At 70.0% G+C, this 19,880-nt stretch carries 18 protein-coding genes; 9 read left to right on the plus strand and 9 right to left on the minus strand.

What is annotated here, in order from left to right:
- Positions 1–8: 8 nt before the first annotated feature.
- A complete protein-coding gene (locus tag ABZ434_RS10470) occupies positions 9–2,261 on the minus strand; it encodes a transglycosylase domain-containing protein (RefSeq protein WP_359133889.1) in 2,253 nt (750 codons plus the stop codon).
- A 398-nt stretch (positions 2,262–2,659) separates the two neighbouring features.
- On the opposite strand from ABZ434_RS10470, the gene ABZ434_RS10475 reads away from it, so the two are divergent.
- On the plus strand, positions 2,660–3,010 hold the full coding sequence (locus ABZ434_RS10475) for a WhiB family transcriptional regulator (protein ID WP_359134186.1): 351 nt from the start codon (positions 2,660–2,662) through the stop codon (positions 3,008–3,010).
- Between the two features lie 30 nt (positions 3,011–3,040).
- Here the strand turns inward: ABZ434_RS10475 and ABZ434_RS10480 are convergent, their stop codons facing one another.
- Complete coding sequence (locus tag ABZ434_RS10480) at positions 3,041–4,471, minus strand: ArsA family ATPase (protein ID WP_359133892.1); 1,431 nt, start codon at positions 4,469–4,471, stop codon at positions 3,041–3,043.
- The gene (locus tag ABZ434_RS10485) at positions 4,468–5,457 is read right to left on the minus strand and encodes an ArsA-related P-loop ATPase (RefSeq protein ID WP_359133894.1); all 990 of its coding nucleotides are present in this window, start codon (positions 5,455–5,457) and stop codon (positions 4,468–4,470) included. Before ABZ434_RS10485 ends, ABZ434_RS10480 begins: the two co-directional genes overlap by 4 nt.
- A gap of 82 nt (positions 5,458–5,539) precedes the next feature.
- On the opposite strand from ABZ434_RS10485, the gene ABZ434_RS10490 reads away from it, so the two are divergent.
- From ABZ434_RS10490 to ABZ434_RS10505, 4 genes are all read left to right on the plus strand, one after another.
- Positions 5,540–5,698: a DUF4177 domain-containing protein gene (locus ABZ434_RS10490; RefSeq protein WP_003991873.1), complete on the plus strand. Its 159-nt coding sequence runs from the start codon at positions 5,540–5,542 to the stop codon at positions 5,696–5,698.
- On the plus strand, positions 5,698–6,168 hold the full coding sequence (locus ABZ434_RS10495) for a RidA family protein (RefSeq protein ID WP_219573178.1): 471 nt from the start codon (positions 5,698–5,700) through the stop codon (positions 6,166–6,168). Before ABZ434_RS10490 ends, ABZ434_RS10495 begins: the two co-directional genes overlap by 1 nt.
- A gap of 148 nt (positions 6,169–6,316) precedes the next feature.
- Positions 6,317–7,219, plus strand: coding sequence for an NUDIX hydrolase (locus tag ABZ434_RS10500; RefSeq protein ID WP_359133896.1), 903 nt, complete (start codon positions 6,317–6,319; stop codon positions 7,217–7,219).
- A complete protein-coding gene (locus tag ABZ434_RS10505) occupies positions 7,216–8,046 on the plus strand; it encodes an MBL fold metallo-hydrolase (RefSeq protein ID WP_359133898.1) in 831 nt (276 codons plus the stop codon). Before ABZ434_RS10500 ends, ABZ434_RS10505 begins: the two co-directional genes overlap by 4 nt.
- 76 nt (positions 8,047–8,122) lie before the next feature.
- Here ABZ434_RS10505 and ABZ434_RS10510 read toward each other — a convergent pair whose 3' ends face one another.
- A complete protein-coding gene (locus tag ABZ434_RS10510; RefSeq protein ID WP_123460131.1) occupies positions 8,123–8,797 on the minus strand; it encodes a Crp/Fnr family transcriptional regulator in 675 nt (224 codons plus the stop codon).
- Positions 8,798–9,486: 689 nt separating this feature from the next.
- On the opposite strand from ABZ434_RS10510, the gene ABZ434_RS10515 reads away from it, so the two are divergent.
- The 4 genes from ABZ434_RS10515 to ABZ434_RS10530 all read left to right on the plus strand — a co-directional run bounded on the left by ABZ434_RS10515 (position 9,487) and on the right by ABZ434_RS10530 (position 13,695).
- Positions 9,487–10,494, plus strand: coding sequence for a hypothetical protein (locus ABZ434_RS10515; protein ID WP_359133900.1), 1,008 nt, complete (start codon positions 9,487–9,489; stop codon positions 10,492–10,494).
- A 206-nt stretch (positions 10,495–10,700) separates the two neighbouring features.
- Positions 10,701–11,534: an endonuclease III gene (gene nth, locus ABZ434_RS10520; RefSeq protein ID WP_359133901.1), complete on the plus strand. Its 834-nt coding sequence runs from the start codon at positions 10,701–10,703 to the stop codon at positions 11,532–11,534.
- A gap of 61 nt (positions 11,535–11,595) precedes the next feature.
- Positions 11,596–12,402, plus strand: a complete 807-nt coding sequence (locus tag ABZ434_RS10525; RefSeq protein ID WP_359133903.1) for a CoA pyrophosphatase — start codon at positions 11,596–11,598, stop codon at positions 12,400–12,402.
- Positions 12,403–12,489: 87 nt separating this feature from the next.
- Positions 12,490–13,695 carry a MarP family serine protease gene (locus ABZ434_RS10530; protein ID WP_359133905.1) on the plus strand — a complete coding sequence of 402 codons (1,206 nt, stop codon included), beginning with the start codon at positions 12,490–12,492 and terminating at the stop codon, positions 13,693–13,695.
- Between the two features lie 466 nt (positions 13,696–14,161).
- Here ABZ434_RS10530 and ABZ434_RS10535 read toward each other — a convergent pair whose 3' ends face one another.
- From ABZ434_RS10535 to acs, 5 genes are all read right to left on the minus strand, one after another.
- Positions 14,162–14,365: a hypothetical protein gene (locus ABZ434_RS10535; protein ID WP_359133907.1), complete on the minus strand. Its 204-nt coding sequence runs from the start codon at positions 14,363–14,365 to the stop codon at positions 14,162–14,164.
- A 105-nt stretch (positions 14,366–14,470) separates the two neighbouring features.
- Positions 14,471–15,514 carry an alpha/beta hydrolase gene (locus ABZ434_RS10540; RefSeq protein WP_359133909.1) on the minus strand — a complete coding sequence of 348 codons (1,044 nt, stop codon included), beginning with the start codon at positions 15,512–15,514 and terminating at the stop codon, positions 14,471–14,473.
- A complete protein-coding gene (locus ABZ434_RS10545; protein WP_359133912.1) occupies positions 15,511–16,041 on the minus strand; it encodes a phage holin family protein in 531 nt (176 codons plus the stop codon). Before ABZ434_RS10545 ends, ABZ434_RS10540 begins: the two co-directional genes overlap by 4 nt.
- 39 nt (positions 16,042–16,080) lie before the next feature.
- A complete protein-coding gene (nhaA, locus tag ABZ434_RS10550) occupies positions 16,081–17,481 on the minus strand; it encodes a Na+/H+ antiporter NhaA (RefSeq protein ID WP_359133915.1) in 1,401 nt (466 codons plus the stop codon).
- A 273-nt stretch (positions 17,482–17,754) separates the two neighbouring features.
- On the minus strand, positions 17,755–19,752 hold the full coding sequence (gene acs / locus ABZ434_RS10555) for an acetate--CoA ligase (protein WP_359133918.1): 1,998 nt from the start codon (positions 19,750–19,752) through the stop codon (positions 17,755–17,757).
- Positions 19,753–19,880: the final 128 nt, after the last annotated feature.

Below are 19,880 nucleotides of genomic sequence, written 5' to 3' on the forward strand. Positions count from 1 at the left end.
CGGCCGGGTCAGGGGCCGTTCGTCCCGCCGTCGTTCTGACCGCGGCCGTTGCCGTCGTTCCCGCCGATCAGGTCCGGCGAAATGCTGATGCCGGGGAAGGGATCGCCGTCGCCGGGCTTGTCGTCGCCCTCGCCCGGCTTGTGCTTGTCCCTGTCCCTGTCCTTGTTCTTGTCCTTGTCCTCCTTCGGCTTCGCCCGCGGTACGTCGACCGGGGTGAAGGCCGGGGTTTCGGAGGCGTTGAGGGAACCGGTCATCGCCGTCCGCCAGATCGGGCCGGGCAGACAGCCGCCGCAGACGTCCTCGTAGTACTGGCCGCCGATGGTGATGTTGCTCATCGGGATCTGGTGGGCGCCGTCGCTGCCGACCCACACCGCCGTGGACAGGTTCGGTGTGTAGCCGACGAACCAGGCGTTGATGCGCTCGTCGGTCGTACCGGTCTTGCCCGCGTTGTCGCGGTCGCTGAGGCCGGCCGACTTTCCGGTGCCGTCCTCGACGACGCCCTTGAGCATCTGATTGATGGTGTCGGCCGAGTGCTCGCTCATGGCCCGGTTGCACTGGGACTTCGGTACGTCGATGTGCTTGCCGTCCGGCTTGGTCACCGACTGGATCGCGATCGGGGTGCAGTACGTGCCGCGGTTGGCGAAGGTGGCGTACACCGAAGCCATCGCCAGCGGCGTCGACTCCTGGCCGCCGAGGGTGGTGGCGGGGTTCTGCAGCAACGGCTTGTTGTCGCCGCGGTTGTAGCCGACCTTCTTCGCCATCGTGATCGTCTCGCAGAGGCCGGCCCGCTGCTCCAGTTTGGCGAAGTAGGTGTTGACCGACTTGCCCAGCGCGCTGGTCATGTCGAAGGTGCCCTTCTCCGACTCCAGCTCGTTCTCGACGTTCCACGGGATGGTGTCCGCGGGCTCGCCCTTGCAGTTGTGGAAGGCGTCGGCGGGCAGGGTGATCTTGTGGTCCGTGGTGAAGCTCTGGGCCGGGCTGATCCCCTCCTCCAGCGCGGCCGCCGCGGTGATCGGCTTGAAGGTCGACCCCACCTGGAAGCCGGCGTAGCTGCCGCCCATCTTGTGGTCGACGGAGAGGTTCAGCACGGTCTGGTGCTTGGACGCGTCCAGTCCGTAGGGGCGGGACTGCGCCATCGCAAGGATCTTGCCGGTGCCGGGCTGGACCTGGACGACGGAGGTCGCGACCTTGTCGTCCTCGTTGACCAGGGAGGTGGCCGCGTTGTTGGAGGCGGCCTGGGAGCGCGGGTCCAGGGTCGTCTTGATGGTCAGTCCGCCGGTGGCCCAGAGCTTGGCGCGGTCCTTCGCTGTCTTGCCGAAGGTGGGGTCACTCGTGACGATCTGGCGTACGTAGTCGCAGAAGAAGCCGGAACCGCTCACCGCGGTGATGCAGCCGTTCTTCGGCCGCTTCACCTTCAGCTTGATCGGGGTCTCCTTGGCCTTGGCGGCCTCTTCCGGCGAGATGTCCCCGACGTCGGCCATCCGCTGGATGACGGTGTTGCGGCGCTTGGTCGCCTCTTCCTTGTCGTTGACGGGGTCGTAGCGGCTGGGCGACTGCACGATGCCGGCCAGCATCGCCGCCTCCTCCAGCTTCAGGTCCTTCGCCGACTTGGAGAAGTACCGCTGGGAGGCCGCCTCGACGCCGTACGCCTGCTGCCCGAAGAAGGTGATGTTGAGGTAGTTCTCCAGGATCTTCTTCTTGCCGAGTTCTTCCTCGACCTGGATCGCGTACTTCAGCTCCTGGACCTTGCGGCCCAGCGTCTGCTGGGTGGCCTGGGCGACCTTGGTCGGGTCGTCGCCGGCCTCCTCGACGAAGACGTTCTTCACGTACTGCTGGGTGAGGGTCGACGCGCCCTGCGCGGTCCCGCCCGCCTGTACGTTGCGGTTCATCGCGCGCAGGATGCCCTTGAGGTCGACGGCGCCGTGCTCGTAGAAGCGGGCGTCCTCGATCGCGATGATCGCCTTCTGCATGTACGGGGAGATCTTCGTCAGCGGCACCACGGTGCGGTCCCGCGAGTACACCGTGGCGATCTGGCCGCCCTGGTTGTCCAGGATCGTGGTGCGCTGGCTCAGCGGCGGAGTCTTCAGGTTGGCCGGGATCTCGTCGAACCCGTCGACCGTTCCCTTCGCGGCGAGACCCAGTGCTCCGGCGGCCGGCAGCGCGATGCCCGCCAGGACCACTCCGGAGAGTGCGGCGACACCGAGGAACTTGGCGGCCTGCTGGGTCGTCGTGAGACCCCCGCCCGAGCGCTTCTTTGGCATGGGGGCAGCCTACGTTCTCATTCGCCGGACACACGTATATGCCTTGGCCTAAGCTGCTCTCAACTGTCACAGCAGTCCGGTTTGGTATCAACCCCCCTGCATGACCCTGTGCATGACCCGGCCACGAGTTCAGGCGCTCCCGAAATCGCCTCGTGTGTCATCGACCGTCCGTTATGACTCAGGTGGTCTGTCCCGATTCTTCCGGGATAGTCGCGCATGTCCTCACCTCACTCCCCTGGGTGATCTGCCGCATACGCATAGTCCGTTCGGGCCATTCAAGATTGGGCCCGAAGGGGGTGTTGTGCTGTCGCCACCTTCCGTAACGTCCTCAACTGGCAGCAGTGAATATGCCGCTGCCGCCGTGGGGGAGCCTCGATTCGGGAGAGGACGGCGCCGGGATGGGCTGGGTAACCGACTGGAGTGCGCAGGCAGCCTGCCGCACTACCGATCCGGATGAACTGTTCGTACAAGGGGCAGCGCAGAACAGAGCCAAGGCGGTGTGCACCGGATGCCCGGTGCGGACCGAGTGCCTTGCCGATGCGCTCGACAATCGCGTCGAATTCGGCGTGTGGGGCGGGATGACCGAGAGGGAGCGCCGCGCACTGCTGCGCCGGCGCCCGACTGTCACGTCCTGGCGCCGGCTGCTGGAGACCGCGCGCAGTGAGTACGAGCAGTCCACGGGCATCCTGCCCGTGGCGATCGGGCTGGAGGACGACGAACTGCACGAGACGTTCGCCGCCGTGGGGTAGCCCCCGACGGCGGGACGGACGACGGGGAGACTAAGCAGCTCCGGCCGAGGCGGAACCGGTCGCGAGCCGGTCCCCGATGGCTCGCAGCCCTGCGAGGTCATGGACATCTCCGGGCAGCGCGGCCACCGCGGTGACGGCCACCTCGGGATGCAGCGCGGTGAAGCGGTCGCGTGTGTGCTGTTCGCGCGCGACCACCTGCATCCGTTCGGCGTGCAGGCGCAGCAGACCTGCCGTCAGCTGTTCGACGGTCACGGCGCCTGCGGGCACGGGGTCGATCGCGGCGTCAGTGGTCACGGCGTCGGTAGGGGCGTCGGCATCTGCGTCCGAGATGTCGGCGGGGTCCCGCTCCGATGCGTGCTCGGACGGTTCGGGGGTGGCGGCTCCTGCGGGGTGCGGGGTCTGTGCGGAACCGGCCGCGGGGGATTCGGCGGGCTCACGAAGTCCAGCCTTCCCGGCCCCCTGATCCACAATGCCGTCGGCATCAAGATTTTCTGCGGCGGCCAGCGCGCGCTCGGCGGAGAGCCGGGCGGCATCACTGCCGTGGACCCGGTTGAGCACCAGGCCGGCCAGCGGCATGTCCTCCGCTGCCAGCCGTTCCACGAAGTACGCCGCTTCGCGGAGCGCGTCCCGCTCCGGTGTCGCGACGACGAGGAACGCCGTGCCGGGTGCCTGGAGAAGTCTGTACGTGGCATCGGCGCGGGTGCGGAACCCGCCGAACATGGTGTCCATCGCGGCGACGAACGTCTGCACATCCCGCAGGAACTGGCCACCGAGCAGCTTGCCCAGCGTCCCCGTCATCATCGACATGCCCACGTTGAGGAACTTCATTCCGGCCCGGCCGCCCATCTTCGCCGGGGCCATCAGCAGCTTGATGAACTTTCCGTCCAGGAACGAGCCCAGCCGCTTCGGTGCGTCCAGGAAGTCCAGCGCGGACCGGGAGGGCGGGGTGTCCACGACGATCAGGTCCCATTCGTCGCGCGCCCGCAGCTGACCGAGCTTCTCCATCGCCATGTACTCCTGCGTGCCCGCGAAACCGGCCGACAGGGACTGGTAGAAGGGGTTCTCCAGGATCGCCCGGGCCCGCTCCCCGTCCGCGTGCGCCTCGACGATCTCGTCGAAGGTCCGCTTCATGTCGAGCATCATGGCGTGCAGTTCGCCGGCGCCCGGCGTCCCGACGCCCTTCACCCGGCGCGGGATGTTGTCCAGGGAGTCGATGCCCATGGACTGGGCGAGTCTGCGCGCCGGATCGATGGTGAGGACGACGACCTTGCGCCCGCGCTCGGCCGCCCGTACGCCGAGGGCCGCCGCGGTCGTCGTCTTGCCGACGCCGCCCGAGCCGCAGCACACGACGATCCGGATGTCCGGGTCGTCGAGCAGGGCGTCGGTGTCCAGGGCGGGGGCCGGGTCCGGACTCGCGTCCGCCGTGCCCGCGCCGGTGCCCGCTTCCGTTCCCGATGTCATGAACCCACCCCTTGTTCCGCCCCAGCTTCGCCCACGCCCTGCTTGCGGAGCTCCACAGCCAGTTCGTACAGTCCGGCCGGGTCCACCCCTTCGCCGATCAGCGGCAGTTCGTACCCGGGCAGCCCGAGCCCTGCCAGCACGGCGCGCTGCTCACGCTCCAGTTCCACCCGCTGGGCGTGCTCGGCCGCCTGCTCGACCAGGGGGCGTACGAGTCCTGCGGAGCCGGTCACACCTGCCCGGGTGAGCATCTTGGCGATCTCCTTGCGCCGTCCCCCCGCGGCGGTGCGCAGCGTGTCCTCGTCCAGCAGGTGTGGGCGCACCATGTTCACGATGACCCGGCCCACCGGCAGTTCGGCGGCCTGCAGCTCCGCGATGCCGTCGGCGGTCTCCTGGACCGGCATCTCCTCCAGGAGGGTCACCAGATGGACCGCGGTCTCGGGAGACTTCAGTACCCGCATCACGGCCTGCGCCTGATTGTGTATCGGGCCGATCCGGGCCAGCCCCGCCACCTCGTCGTTCACGTTGAGGAAGCGGGTGATGCGGCCGGTCGGCGGGGCGTCCATGATCACGTAGTCGTAGACGAACCGGTTCCGCTTGTCCTTGCGGCGCACCGCCTCGCACGCCTTGCCCGTCAGCAGGACGTCCCGGACGCCGGGCGCGATGGTGGTGGCGAAGTCGATCGCGCCGAGCTTCTTCAGGGCCCGGCCCGCGCTGCCGAGCTTGTAGAACATCTGGAGATAGTCGAGGAGGGCGCGCTCGGCATCGATCGCCAGGGCGTACACCTCCCCGCCGCCCGGCGCGACGGCGATCTTGCGCTCCTCGTAGGGGAGGGAGTCCGCCTCGAAGAGCTGGGCGATGCCCTGTCTGCCCTCGACCTCGACGAGGAGGGTGCGCCTGCCCTCGGTCGCGAGGGCGAGCGCGAGGGCGGCGGCGACCGTGGTCTTACCGGTACCGCCCTTGCCGCTGACGACCTGGAACCTGCTCACGTATTCGAGCCTAACCAGTCGCGCCGCAGGCTACGCACGAGGCTGCGCGTCCCGTGGAGCGGCCAGGCATTACAGTCGGGCCATGACCAAGTGGGAATACGCGACCGTGCCCCTTCTCGTGCACGCGACCAAGCAGATTCTGGACACCTGGGGCGAGGACGGCTGGGAGCTTGTCCAGGTCGTTCCCGGCCCGAACAACCCCGAGCAGCTCGTGGCCTACCTGAAGCGGGAGAAGCAGTAGTGGCGGGCGCCGTCGAGGCGAAGCTCGCCGAACTCGGGCTCGCCCTGCCGGACGTCGTGCCGCCGCTCGCCTCGTACCAGCCCGCCGTGCAGTCCGGGGTGTACGTGTACACGTCGGGCCAGTTGCCGATGGTGGACGGCAAGCTCGCCGTCACCGGCAAGGTCGGCGCGGAGGTCACTCCCGACGAGGCGAAGGAGCTGGCGAAGACCTGTGCACTCAACGCGCTGGCCGCCGTCAAGTCGGTCGCGGGCGACCTGGACCGGATCGCCCGCGTCGTGAAGGTCGTCGGCTTCGTCGCCTCCGCCACGGACTTCACCGGCCAGCCCGCCGTGATCAACGGTGCGAGCGAGCTGCTCGGCGCGGTGCTCGGTGACAAGGGCGTACACGCCCGCAGCGCCGTCGGCGTCGCCGTGCTGCCGCTGGACGCGCCGGTCGAGGTCGAGGTCCAGGTCGAGCTGACCGGAGCCTGAGCCGACGTCGTGCCGCTGCCGGGGCTCCGCTGCGGTGCCGGTGGTGATCCCGCCCGGTCGTGCCGACCGGGCGGGATCATCTGTGTACAGGGCATGTACGGATCACCGTGCCCTCGAACATCGTCACGGTTCCGGATAGCCTCCGGCCATGTCCAATGGTCAGTGGTACCCACCCGAATGGCCCGACCGGATCCGGGCCCTCGCCGCAGGCGAACTGACGGCGGCGACCCCCCGGCGGGCCGCCACCGTGATGCTGCTCCGGGACGCCGCCGCGGGTACCGGGGACGGGCCGATGGTCCACATGCTGCGCCGGCGCACCTCGATGGCCTTTGCCGGAGGGGCGTACGCCTATCCGGGTGGCGGTGTCGATCCGCGCGACGACGACGGACTCGTCGGCTGGGCCGGACCCGCGCTGGAGAGCTGGGCGCGGCGGCTCGGGGTCGGGACGCCGGCCGAGGCGCAGGCGATCGTCTGCGCCGCCGTCCGCGAGACGTACGAGGAGGCGGGCGTCCTGCTCGCCGGCCCGACCGCGGGCACGGTCGTCACGGACACCACCGGCGAGGACTGGGAGGCCGACCGCGAGGCGCTCGTCGCGCGGGAGCTGTCGTTCGCGGAGTTCCTGGACCGGCGCGGGCTGGTGCTGCGTTCGGACCTGCTCGGCGCGTGGGCGCGCTGGATCACTCCGGAGTTCGAACCGCGTCGCTACGACACCTGGTTCTTCGTCGCCGCGCTGCCGGCGGGCCAGCGCACCCGCAACGCCTCGACGGAGGCCGACCGCACGGTGTGGATCGGTCCGGGCGAGGCTGCCGATGGATACGACCGGGGGGAGCTGTTGATGATGCCGCCCACGATTTCCACGCTGCGTGTGCTCAGGCCGTACGCCACCGCCGCGCAGGCGCTGGAAGCGGCGTCGGGCCAGGACCTCGCCCCTGTGCTCGCACAGGCCCGCCTGGAGGGCGAGGAGCTGGTGCTGAGCTGGCCGGGGCACGAGGAGTTCACCAGACACGTCCCGGCGGCCGGCGCGGCCGGTGCGGACGGTGGGGCGGCATGAGCGACGCGGCCGCGCTGCCCGGGCAGCCGCGCGGCGGGGTGCTGTCCGGCCCCGCCACGACCCGTGCGGTCAACGTTCTCGCGCCCAATGCGTCGACCATGACGCTGGACGGCACCAATACCTGGATCGTCGCCGAGCCCGATTCGGACCTTGCGGTGGTCATCGACCCGGGCCCGCTGGACGACGCCCATCTGGGGGCGGTCATCGACACGGCGGAGCGGGCGGGCCGCCGGATCGCGCTGACGCTCCTCACTCACGGGCACCCCGACCATGCGGAGGGCGCGGCCCGGTTCGCCGCGCTGACCCGTACGAAGGTGCGGGCCCTGGACCCGGAGCTCCGTCTCGGCGACGAGGGCCTGGGCACGGGGGACGTGATCACGACCGGCGGGCTGGAGATGTACGTGGTGCCCACCCCGGGCCACACGGCGGACTCGCTCTCCTTCCATCTGCCCGCCGATCGGGCCGTGCTGACGGGCGACACGATCCTCGGGCGCGGGACGACGCTGGTGGCGCACCCGGACGGGCGGCTGGGGGACTACCTCGACTCGCTGCGGCGGCTGCGCTCGCTGACGGTCGACGACGGGGTGCACACGGTGCTGCCCGGACACGGCCCGGTGCTGGACGACGCCCAGGGCGCCGTCGAGTTCTACCTGGCGCACCGCGCACACCGCCTGGCCCAGGTGGAGACGGCCGTGGAGGCCGGGCATCTGACGTCGTCCCAGGTGGTGGCACACGTGTACGCGGACGTGGACCGGTCCCTGTGGCCCGCGGCGGAACTGTCGGTGCGGGCGCAGCTGGAGTACCTGCGGGAGCACGGACTGATCTGACGGTCCCTGCCCGGTCACGTACGCGAGGGGCCCCGCCGTGTGGCGGGGCCCCTCGGGTGTTGCGTACGACGACGGGTCAGCGGGACCGCTTGGCCAGCCGTTCGACGTCCAGCAGGATCACCGCGCGGGCCTCCAACCGCAGCCAGCCACGGCCGGCGAAGTCGGCGAGCGCCTTGTTGACCGTCTCGCGGGAAGCGCCGACCAGCTGGGCCAGCTCCTCCTGCGTCAGGTCGTGCACGACGTGGATGCCTTCTTCCGACTGGACGCCGAAGCGGCGCGACAGGTCGAGGAGAGCGCGGGCGACACGGCCCGGCACGTCGGAGAAGACCAGGTCGGACATCTGGTCGTTGGTCTTGCGCAGGCGCCGGGCGACGGCGCGCAGCAGGGCCGTGGCCACCTCGGGGCGGACGTTCAGCCAGGGCTGGAGGTCGCCGTGTCCGAGACCGAGGAGCTTGACCTCGGTCAGCGCGGTCGCGGTGGCGGTACGCGGGCCCGGGTCGAAGAGCGACAGCTCACCGATCAGTTCGCCGGGGCCGAGGACCGCCAGCATGTTCTCGCGCCCGTCGGGGGAGGTGCGGTGGAGCTTCACCTTGCCCTCGGTGACCACATAGAGGCGGTCGCCCGGGTCACCCTCGTGGAACAGCGCGTCGCCGCGCGCGAGGGTCACCTCACTCATCGAGGCGCGGAGCTCCGCGGCCTGCTCGTCATCGAGCGCCGCGAAAAGCGGGGCGCGCCGCAGAACGTCGTCCACGAGTTCTCTCCTTGTCGGCCTGTTCAGGGAACCGTGGTCCCCATCATGCCGGACGGTAAAACAGTGCGATCAATCACAAACCAGTTTGACGCACGCACGTGCCGGAGCGTGCGGCAGGGGTCCGATTGGGGGCGGATCTCCTGCGAACGGGGCGGATGCCGGTCCCGGGCGCTGGGCCGGCCGGGTGACCGGGCCGCCGGTGAGAGCGCAGGCCAGGGGGCCTGACGGGGTGTCGGCGAGGAGTGATTCCGCTGTGAGCGAACAGTCCGGCGTTGGTCGTGAAAATGCGACAAATGGGCCACCCGGGCGAGGGGGTGGCGCAGAGGGCTGTGCGGTGGGGGTCCCTCGGAGGGGCGGGCGGAGGGGTGACCGGCGGGGGCGAGGCCGCCCTGCAGGTCACGAGTGACGCAGCGGCGGGCGATGAGTGACGGGCGGCGAGCGGCGGGGTCGGTCGGGGTGGTCGGGATGGCCGGGCGAGCGTAAGGCTGTATACCCCTGCCCAGTATCTGGATTTGGGTTGACCAGATACCCCTAGGGGGTATCTACTGCGTATGTGGCCGCGTTGTCCGCCGACCACGAGGAGGCCTCGCAAGCCCGGTCCGTCGTGACGGCGACGTGCCGTGCCCGGCTGCGTCGGCCGTTCCCGCACGATGCACGTCCCGGCCGCCCGATCCGCTGAGGAGCCCGCCATGAACACAGCCCTGAAGATCACCGCCTTCACCGCCGGCCTCGCCACTGTCTTCGGCGCCTCGTACGGCATCGGCCACGCCACCGGCGACACGACCCCGAAGCCGTCCGACGCCGCCCACGCGGGGCACGCCTCCGCCGCCGCGCCCTCGGACCCGGCTCCCCCGGGCGGCGGCGATGCGTCGGGCGACCCCGGCCACGTCCCCGGCGGCCTGCAGATCTCCGAACGCGGCTACACACTCAGCCTCGGCGACCCCTACGTCACCGCCGGCGCCCCCATCGAACTGCGCTTCCGGATCCTCGGAAGGGACGGCAAGCCCGTCACGGCCTACCGGCCCGCGCACGGCAAGGAGTTGCACCTCATCGTCGCCCCGCGCGACCTCTCCACCTTCCAGCACCTGCACCCCACCCGCGCCGCCGACGGCACCTGGCGTACCGCCGCCGCCCTGCCCGCCGCCGGCGAGTACCGCGTCTTCGCCGACTTCACCCCGGCCGGCGCCTCGCAGGGCCTCACCCTCGGCGCCGATCTTCATGCCGCCGGAGACCTGCGTCCCGTACCAGCGGCCGTGACAGGACGCACCGTCAGCGTCGACGGCTACCGCGTCACCCTGACCGGCGACCTCACCCCCGGCCGCTCCACGCGGCTCGGCCTTTCCGTCGCCAAGGACGGCAGGCCCGTCACGGATCTCCAGCCCTACCTCGGCGCGTACGGCCACCTGGTCGCCCTGCGGGCCGGCGACCTCGCGTATCTGCACGTCCACCCCGATGGGGAGCCCAGTGCCGCCGGCACCGCGCCCGGCCCGGACATCACCTTCACCACCACCGCTCCGAGCCGGGGCAGCTACCGCCTCTTCCTGGACTTCCGGCACGGGGGTGTGGTCCGGACCGCGGCCTTCACGGTCACCGCCACGGACCGCCCGGCCGGCACCCCCGCCCCGGCCGCTCCATCCGCGTCCGCTTCTGCTTCCTCTTCCGCCTCCGTGGAGCACGGCGGCGACCACCAGCACTGAAGCGCGCGGCGGGGCCCGATGTCCTTCCCTCCCCCTTTCCCCTTCTTTTCTTCCTCTCCGAGGGCGTCGGCCCGTAGCCACGGGGCCGGCGTCCCGAAACGCGCCTCCCGGCCGCCTGAGGGCGGCGGCGAAGGGAAATACGCCGACATCGTGACCAGGCCATGAACCGGCCCCGTCGGTTCGCCCCTTCGGCGTAGCCTTCGTGCATGGCAGAGAGCAAGGTCCGGAAGTCCGCGGTCGAACCGGCGGTGAAGGCGGCTGCGAAGCCGGGGAAGCCTGAGTCGCACCTGGCAATGGTGCGGCGCGCGAGGAAGATCAACCGCGTCCTGGCGGAGACGTATCCGTACGCGCATCCGGAGCTCGACTTCGAGACGCCGTTCGAGCTATTGGTGGCCACGGTGCTGTCGGCGCAGACGACGGACCTGCGGGTGAACCAGACGACGCCGGCGCTGTTCGCGAAGTACCCGACTCCGGAGGACATGGCGATGGCCGTCCCGGAGGAAATGGAAGAGATCATCCGGCCGACGGGCTTCTTCCGGGCCAAGACCAAGTCGCTCATAGGCCTCTCCGTCGCCCTGCGGGACCGTTTCGGAGGCGAGGTGCCGGGACGCCTGGCGGATCTCGTGACGCTGCCGGGGGTCGGCCGCAAGACGGCCAACGTCGTCCTCGGCAATGCCTTCGGCGTTCCGGGCATCACGGTCGACACGCACTTCGGCCGGCTCGTCCGCCGCTGGAAGTGGACCGAGCAGGAGGATCCGGAGAAGGTCGAGGCGGAGATCGCGGCGATCTTCCCCAAGAGCGAGTGGACGATGCTCTCGCACCGCGTCGTCTTCCACGGCCGCCGGGTCTGTCACGCCCGCCGGCCCGCCTGCGGCGCCTGTCCGGTCGCCCCGCTCTGCCCTTCGTACGGGGTCGGCGAGACGGACCCCGAGAAGGCCGGGAAGCTGCTGAAGTACGAAATGGGAGGCCAGCCGGGCCAGCGGCTGAAGCCGCCTTCGGACTACCCGGGCAGACCCGCCCCCGCCCTGGGCGCCGGCTGAGTCTGCGAGCTGCGCCGGAACGAAATGCGTGAGGACAGGCGTTGTGCAACGAGGGGTGCCTATGAAGACGCATGAACACAGCACGGACGCGGCCGCCGCCGCACACGACACCGCCGCACAGGGCCGGCCCAGTGCCGCGGCGCGAGACGCCCGCGCCGCCTCTCACGACGCCCGCAGCACCGCCGGCGCCGGGGGCGACTGGGCGATCGACGTCACGACGGAGGGCCTGCCCGGCTGGCTGGGCCCCGTCGCCCGGGCCGCGCGGACCATCGAGCCCCAGCAGCTCAGCCGCTTCCTGCCGCCCGCGAGCGGCGCCGGGCGGCAGTCCGCGGTGCTCGTGCTGTTCGGTGAGGGCCCACGCGGGCCGGAGCTGCTCCTGATGGAGCGCGCCGGAAGCCTGCGTTCCCACCCGGGCCAGCCCTCCTTCCCCGGCGGCTCGCTGGATCCGGCCGACGGTGACCAGGAGACGACGGGACCGCTCCGCGCCGCGCTGCGCGAGGCGGAGGAGGAGACGGGCCTCGATCCGCACGGGGTGCAGATCTTCGGCGTGCTGCCCCGGCTCTACATCCCCGTGAGCAGCTTCGTGGTGACGCCGGTCCTCGGCTGGTGGCGTTCGCCCAGCCCGGTCGGGGTCGTCGACCCGGGCGAGACCGCCCGGGTCTTCACCGTCCCCGTGGCGGATCTCACGGATCCGGCCAACCGGGTGACCACACGCCATCCCAGCGGCCACTGCGGCCCGGCATTTCTGGTCGAATCCGCTCTCGTCTGGGGGTTCACGGCCGGGGTGATCGACCGGATCCTGCACTTTGCGGGCTGGGAGCGCCCCTGGGACAGGACCAAGCAGGTGCCGCTCGACTGGCGCGCATGACAGGCTGACTTCCGTCCTCCGCTGCCGGGCCTGCCCGGCCACGGGGAGGCGTACGGTCCCGGTGACGAATCTGCGAGGCAATAGACGGTGAACGTGCTGGACATCCTGCTGCTGGCCGGCGCCGTGTGGTTCGCGGTCATCGGCTACCGCCAGGGGTTCGTCGTCGGCATTCTGTCGGTGATCGGGTTCCTGGGCGGCGGCCTCGTCGCCGTCTATCTGCTCCCCATCCTGTGGGACCAGGTGACGGACGGATCCGAGGTCTCGTCGAGCGCGGCGATCATCGCGGTCGTCATCGTGATCGTGTGCGCCTCGGTGGGCCAGGCCTTCACCACCCACCTGGGGAACAAACTCCGCCGGTACATCACGTGGTCGCCCGCGCGCGCCCTCGACGCGACCGGTGGCTCCCTCGTCAACGTCGTCGCGATGCTCCTGGTGGCCTGGCTGATCGGTTCCGCGCTGGCCGGTACGTCCCTGCCGACGCTGGGCAAGGAGGTCCGCAACTCCTCCGTCCTGCTCGGCATCTCGCGCGTGATGCCGCCTCAGGCCTCCACCTGGTTCACGGACTTCTCGTCGGTCCTCGCGCAGAACGGCTTCCCGCAGGTCTTCAGTCCGTTCGCCAATGAACCGATCACCGAGGTCAGGGCCCCCGACCCGGCCTTGGCCGGCAGCCCCGTGGCAGCCCGCGCCAAGGAGTCGATCGTCAAGGTCGTCGGTACGGCCCCGAGCTGCGGCAAGGTCCTCGAAGGCACCGGCTTCGTGTTCTCCGACCGCCGGGTGATGACCAACGCCCACGTCGTCGGCGGTGTCGACGAGCCCACCGTGCAGATCGGCGGCCAGGGGCGGCTGTACGACGCGAAGGTCGTCCTCTACGACTGGCGGCGCGACATCGCCGTACTCGACGTGCCGGACCTGGACGCGAAGCCGCTCCAGTTCACCGGCACCGACGACGACGCCTCGACCGGGAACAGCGCGATCGTCGCGGGCTTCCCGGAGAACGGCTCGTACGACGTACGCTCCGCGCGTGTCCGGGCGCGTATCGACGCGAACGGGCCCGACATCTATCACCGTGGCACCGTCCGCCGTGATGTCTACTCACTCTTCACGACGGTCCGTCAGGGCAACTCCGGCGGCCCGTTGCTGACACCCGAAGGGAAGGTGTACGGAGTCGTCTTCGCCAAATCGCTCGACGACCCCGACACCGGCTACGCCCTCACGGCCGACGAGATCCGCCAGGACATCACCCAGGGCCGTACCGCCAACCAGCAGGTGGACAGCCAGGGGTGCGCCCTCTAGTGCTCCGACGCATGCCTTCGCGAGGTTGAGCGAGTGAGGCGATCAATGCAAGCAGCCGGGCCGAGGCATCCGCCTGTGCTCGGCTCGTGCAGCCGCTTTCCGACCGTAGCAATCCGTTGATCACGGCGTTCCCGGCTGAGCTTGCAGGCGATGCCGAGGCGGTTCTTCTTGACCTCCTACGGTCTGCTGCCGCCGACCGAGCAGGGCACCCCTCGCCCAACCTCGCTCCAGCCGGCGCCCAGGTGGACGGCTACTGCTAGGACCCGGCCGGGCAAGGTCACCGGGCAAGGTCTCCCGGCCGGTCAGGCGGCGTCGGCGAGGGGACGTCCGCCCCAGGACCACACCCCGTGTCCGGGCGTCGGTCTGCGGCCCCAGGCCCCCCGCTCGGGCAGCGTGCGACATCCTCGAACGAGGGTGTGAACACTTCTGAGCGAGGTCTCGTCCTCTGCCGCAGGGAACCTCCGGGTCACCCGCGCGGGTGGCGCAGCCGCGCCGAGACCCAGCGGGCCCGGCGGCGGAGGATGCGCGGAATGCCGAGCCGGGGATCATGCAGAACATGCATAGCGTGCACCCGGCCCTGGGGGCCGCCCCCCTCATGAGTGCTCGGTACCGCCGTGGCGGTCGAGCGACGATTGCGTGCTGCGTCACCGAAGTCGTGCGTCCAGCCCATACTCGGACGTCTGCCCGTGACACATGGTCGGTAACCGCCCATCCGCCAGCCAATTGGCCTATGCGGCAGGCAAGTGGCTGTTCGTCGGACAGGTGTGCCCGTCGGCTACCGGTCGGGCTCGGAATCCTTGAGCCAGTTGATGAGTTCGGCCGAGAAGCCGGCCGGATCCTCCTCATGGGGGAAGTGCCCCAGACCGTCGAAAAGTCGCCATCGGTACGGTGCCTCGACGTACTCGCCGGACCCTGCCGAACTCCGGGTACGTACCGCTGGATCGAGTGAACCGTGCAGATGCAGCGTCGGCACCCGCACCGGCCGCTTCATGCGCCGGTTGAACTGGATGCCGTCCGGGCGCGCCAGCGACCGCACCATCCAGCGGTAGGGCTCGATCGAGCAGTGCGCGGTCGAAGGGATGGACATCGCGCGCCGGTACACGTCCAGTGCCGCGTCGTCGGGGAACTCAGCCGTGCCCGGTCCCGCCCACTCGTGGATAAGCCGCCCGACCAACGCCGCGTCGTCCGCCACAAGCTGACGCTCCGGCACCCAGGGCCGCTGGAAGCCCCAGATGTACGACCCAGCACGGGACTGGGCGAAGTCGGAGAGCATCGAGGAGCGCCACCGGCGCGGGTGCGGCATCGAGGAGACCACCAGGCGGCGCACCAGCTTGGGGCGCATCACCGCGGCCGTCCAGGCCAGGTAGCCGCCCATGTCGTGGCCGACGAGCGCGGCGTCCGGTTCACCGAGCGAGCGGATGACACCCGTGATGTCGAGTGCCAGGTTGGCGGGGTCGTACCCGCGGGGCGTCCGGTCGCTGCCGCCCACCCCGCGCAGGTCCATCGCCACGGCGCGGAAGCCCGCATCGGCGAGCGCCGGGAGCTGGTGGCGCCAGGTCCACCAGAACTGCGGGAATCCGTGCAGGAGAAGGACCAGCGGCCCCTCACCCATTTCTGCGATGTGGAAGCGGGCGCCGTTGGCCGCGACGTCCCGGTGGGTCCAGGGGCCGTCGAGACGGACGGGGCCGCCGGCAGGGGACCCGGAGCCCGGCGGGCCACCGGCTGCCGCGGCGGAGCCTGCAGGACCGGCCGGCTCCTCGTGGCCCGCCCGGTCTTCCGGGCCCACAGGGCGGGGTGCGCTGGAATCGGGGACCGTCATGTGGATGAGCGTGCCACAACAGACGCCTTGTCCTGGACCGGACGGTTCTCGATGGCCTTGTCCGCAAGTGTGCTGCCGCCCACCGGCAGGATCACGTCCGCCCCGACACTCGCACGCGGGTGCGGCTTGACACCCTGCAGGACGGCGGCGGTCTGCTTCGCCGAGGCGATGGACTTCTCCGGCGGCTTGACCTTCTTGAACTTGGCGTAGCCGAAGAGCGCGAGCAGGATCCCCAGCAGGATGAACGCGCCGCCCACGATCAGGAACGACCAGGCGAGTCCCAGCCCCAGGTTGTGGATTCCGTACGCGGCCGCGAAGCTCAGCACCGGGATCGCGAACAGAAGCAGCACGCCCGTGACGATGAACGCCATGCTGCCGATGGCGCCGCGCTTGGCGTCCTGTCGCACCTCGGCCTTGGCCAGGGCGATCTCGTCGTGCACCAGCGCCGACAGTTCGGCCGTTGCCGACGCGACCAACTGGCCGAGACTGCGGTCGGCGCTGCCCGCGTAATTGCCGGGGTCGCTCATCCCTGACTCCCTCTCCTGTTCAACACATCCGATGTCAGATCATGCCGGACTGTCCGGCTTGGTGCTCGCTGCCCCCGCCACTTGGGCAAGGCGGCGATGCTCGGCCGCCTTCTTCTCGTAGAGCGCGGCCATCCGCAGGTGGTACTCCGGATCGTCCTGCTCGTAGACATCCGGAATCCCCGACGCGTCCTCGTCGAGTTCCTCGGCGTCGTACAGCGTCCGGTATCTGCGTACCCGTAGTTTGAGCAGTACACCGGAGAGTACGGCGGCAATCAGCGAACCGATGAGAACCGACGCCTTGATCTCGTTGATCATGTCGTCGTCGCCGGCGAAGGCGAGTTCCCCGATCAGCAGCGAGACGGTGAACCCGATGCCCGCGAGCGAGGCGACCGCGAAGACATCGGCCCAGGCCAGGTCCTTGTTCAGCTCGGCCTTGGTGAACCGGGTGGCCAGCCACGTACCGCCGAAGATGCCGATTGTCTTGCCGACGACGAGTCCCAGGACGACGCCGAGCGTCTCGGGCCGGTTGAACACGCCGGCCAGCGCGCCGCCGGCCAGGGAGACCCCGGCGGAGAACAGTGCGAAGAGCGGCACGGCCAAACCCGCCGACAGCGGGCGCACGAGGTGCTCGATGCGTTCGCCGGGGGAGCGCTCCTCCCCTTCGCGCCGGGTGCAGCGCAGCATCAGGCCCATGGCCACACCGGCGATGGTGGCGTGGATGCCGCTGTTGTACATCAGCCCCCAGATGACCAGGGCGAGGGGTACGTAGACGTACCAGCCGCGGACGTCGAACCGCAGCAGGAGGTGGAAGACGGCCAGGCCGGCGAAGGCGCCGATGAGCGCGACGAAGTCGATGTTCTCGGTGAAGAAGACCGCGATGATCAGGATCGCGAAGAGGTCGTCGACCACAGCGAGTGTCAGCAGGAAGGCACGGAGCGCGGCAGGGAGCGAGGTGCCGATGACGGCGAGGACGGCGAGGGCGAAGGCGATGTCGGTGGCCGTGGGGACGGCCCAGCCGTCGGTGGAACCGTTGCCCGCCACATTTGCCAGGGTGTAGACGACCGCCGGCACGGCCATGCCGCACAGCGCCGCGACGACCGGGAGCGCGGCCGCCTTGGGGTCGCGTAGTTCACCGGCGACGAGTTCACGCTTGAGCTCGACTCCCGCGACGAAGAAGAAGACGGCGAGCAGTCCGTCGGCCGCCCAGTGCGCCACGGACAGGTGCAGGCCGAGGGCTCCGGGCCCGACATGGAAATCACTGACGGCCGAGTAGCTCGATCCGAAGGTGTTCGCCCAGACGAGCGCGGCCACGGCGGCGACCAGCAGGATGACTCCGCCGACTGTCTCCGTACGCAGGGCGTCGGCGAGGTAGTTGCGCTCGGGGAGCGGCAGACGGCCCAGGAAGGTGGGGCGGGGGGAGGGGGGTGCGGGGGTGGCCACGGGGGAGACCTCCGGGTCGGTACGGCAGCGATGGCATGGCTGATGCACTTGCCGACCAGACTTCCCGGCACACCCTGTGGAGATTTCTTATCGTTTTATTGATCAGCTGCCACTGTACCCGGGGCGTGCGGGGCCGTGACCGGTGATCGTCACCCTAGATGCCCGAAGGGCATCCGGCGCGTTGCCGGATGCCCTTCGGGCATGCGCTGCTCCTCGGCCCCAGAGGTCCGAGGGCCCCGGGACCTTTGCGGCCTTCGGGGTCCCGCGGGGGTCTCAGTCCTCGGAGGGGGACTGCGGCAGCTGGGTCTGGATGAGGTCCATGACGGAGGAGTCGGTGAGTGTGGTGACGTCGCCCAGGGCGCGGTTTTCCGCGACGTCGCGGAGGAGGCGTCGCATGATCTTGCCGGAGCGGGTCTTGGGGAGTTCGGCGACCGGCATGATGCGCTTCGGTTTGGCGATGGGGCCGAGGGTGGTGCCGACATGGTTGCGGAGCTCGGCGATGAGTTCGTCGGATGAGGTTGCGGTGCCGCGCAGGATGACGAACGCGACGATGGCCTGGCCGGTCGTCTCGTCGGTGGCGCCGACCACGGCGGCCTCGGCGACTGCCGGGTGCGACACGAGGGCGGACTCGACCTCGGTGGTCGAGATGTTGTGCCCGGACACCAGCATCACGTCGTCGACCCGGCCCAGGAGCCAGATGTCGCCGTCCTCGTCCTTCTTGGCGCCGTCGCCCGCGAAGTACTTGCCCTCGAAGCGTGACCAGTAGGTGTCGAGGAAGCGCTGGTCGTCGCGCCAGATGGTGCGCAGCATCGAGGGCCACGGCTCGGTGAGGACGAGATAGCCGCCCCCGCCGTCGGGGACCTCGCGTGCCTCGTCGTCGACGACGGTGGCGCTGATGCCCGGCAGTGCGCGCTGGGCGCTTCCCGGCTTGGTCCGGGTGACGCCGGGCAGCGGCGAGATCATCATCGCGCCGGTCTCGGTCTGCCACCAGGTGTCCACGATCGGGCACGTGTCGGCGCCGATGTGCTTGCGGTACCACATCCACGCCTCGGGGTTGATCGGTTCGCCGACCGAGCCCAGGACCCGGAGACTGCTCAGGTCGAACTTGGCGGGGATGTCGTCACCCCACTTCATGAACGTGCGGATCGCGGTCGGCGCGGTGTAGAGGATCGTGACGCCGTACTTCTGGACGATCTCCCAGAAGCGCCCCTGGTGCGGGGTGTCGGGGGTGCCCTCGTACATGACCTGCGTCGCGCCGTTGGCGAGCGGCCCGTAGACGATGTACGAGTGCCCGGTGACCCAGCCGATGTCGGCGGTGCACCAGTAGACGTCGGTGGCGGGCTTGAGGTCGAAGACCGCGTGGTGGGTGTACGCCGCCTGCGTGAGGTAGCCGCCGGAGGTGTGCAGGATGCCCTTGGGCTTCCCGGTGGTGCCCGAGGTGTACAGGATGAAGAGCGGCTGCTCCGCCTCGAATGCCTCGGGGGTGTGCTCGCTCGACTGGCGTGCGGTGATCTCGTGCCACCAGACGTCGCGTCCCTCGGTCCACGCGGTGTCCTGGCCGGTGCGGCGGACGACGAGAACGTGTTCGACGCTGTCGATGCGGGAGACGGCGTCGTCGACCGCGGGCTTGAGCGCGGAGGGCTTGCCGCGGCGGTAGCCGCCGTCGGAGGTGATGACGACCTTCGCGTCCGCGTCCTGGATGCGCGCGGCGATGGCGTCGGCGGAGAACCCGCCGAAGACGACCGAGTGCGCGGCACCGATGCGGGCGCAGGCCAGCATCGCGACGGCGGCCTCGGGGATCATCGGGAGGTAGACCGCGACGCGGTCGCCCTTGCCGACACCGAGCTCGGTCAGCGCGTTCGCGGCGCGCGAGACTTCGTCCTTCAGTTCTGCGTAGGTGATGGCACGGCTGTCGCCGGGCTCGCCCTCGAAGTGGATGGCGACCCGGTCTCCGTTGCCCGCCTCGACGTGACGGTCCACGCAGTTGTACGCGACGTTGAGCTCGCCGTCCGCGAACCACTTCGCGAAGGGCGGATTGCTCCAGTCGAGCGTCTCGGTCGGTTCGGTGGCCCAGGTCAGGCGGCGGGCCTGCTCGGCCCAGAAGCCCAGCCGGTCCGCATCGGCCTGCTCGTACGCCTCCGCTGTGACGTTGGCGTTCGCGGCCAGATCGGCAGGCGGTGCGAACCGCCGCTCCTCCTTGAGCAGATTGGCCAAGCTTTCGTTGCTCACGACATCTCCCATTCCCAGGGTGTCCGTTGTGTCCCGGGGCATAGCTCATCAGTCCAAGGGCCGGGTGACAAGTGTCTGCCGGGAATTGGTTTAGACCTGTGTCTTCGTGTATGGAGGCACGATCCCGCTTCCGCCGCGGGTGATGGTGCATGTTGCCGGGGGTGCGGAAG

Source organism: Streptomyces sp. NPDC005761 (genome assembly GCF_040630635.1).
Taxonomy (GTDB): domain Bacteria; phylum Actinomycetota; class Actinomycetes; order Streptomycetales; family Streptomycetaceae; genus Streptomyces.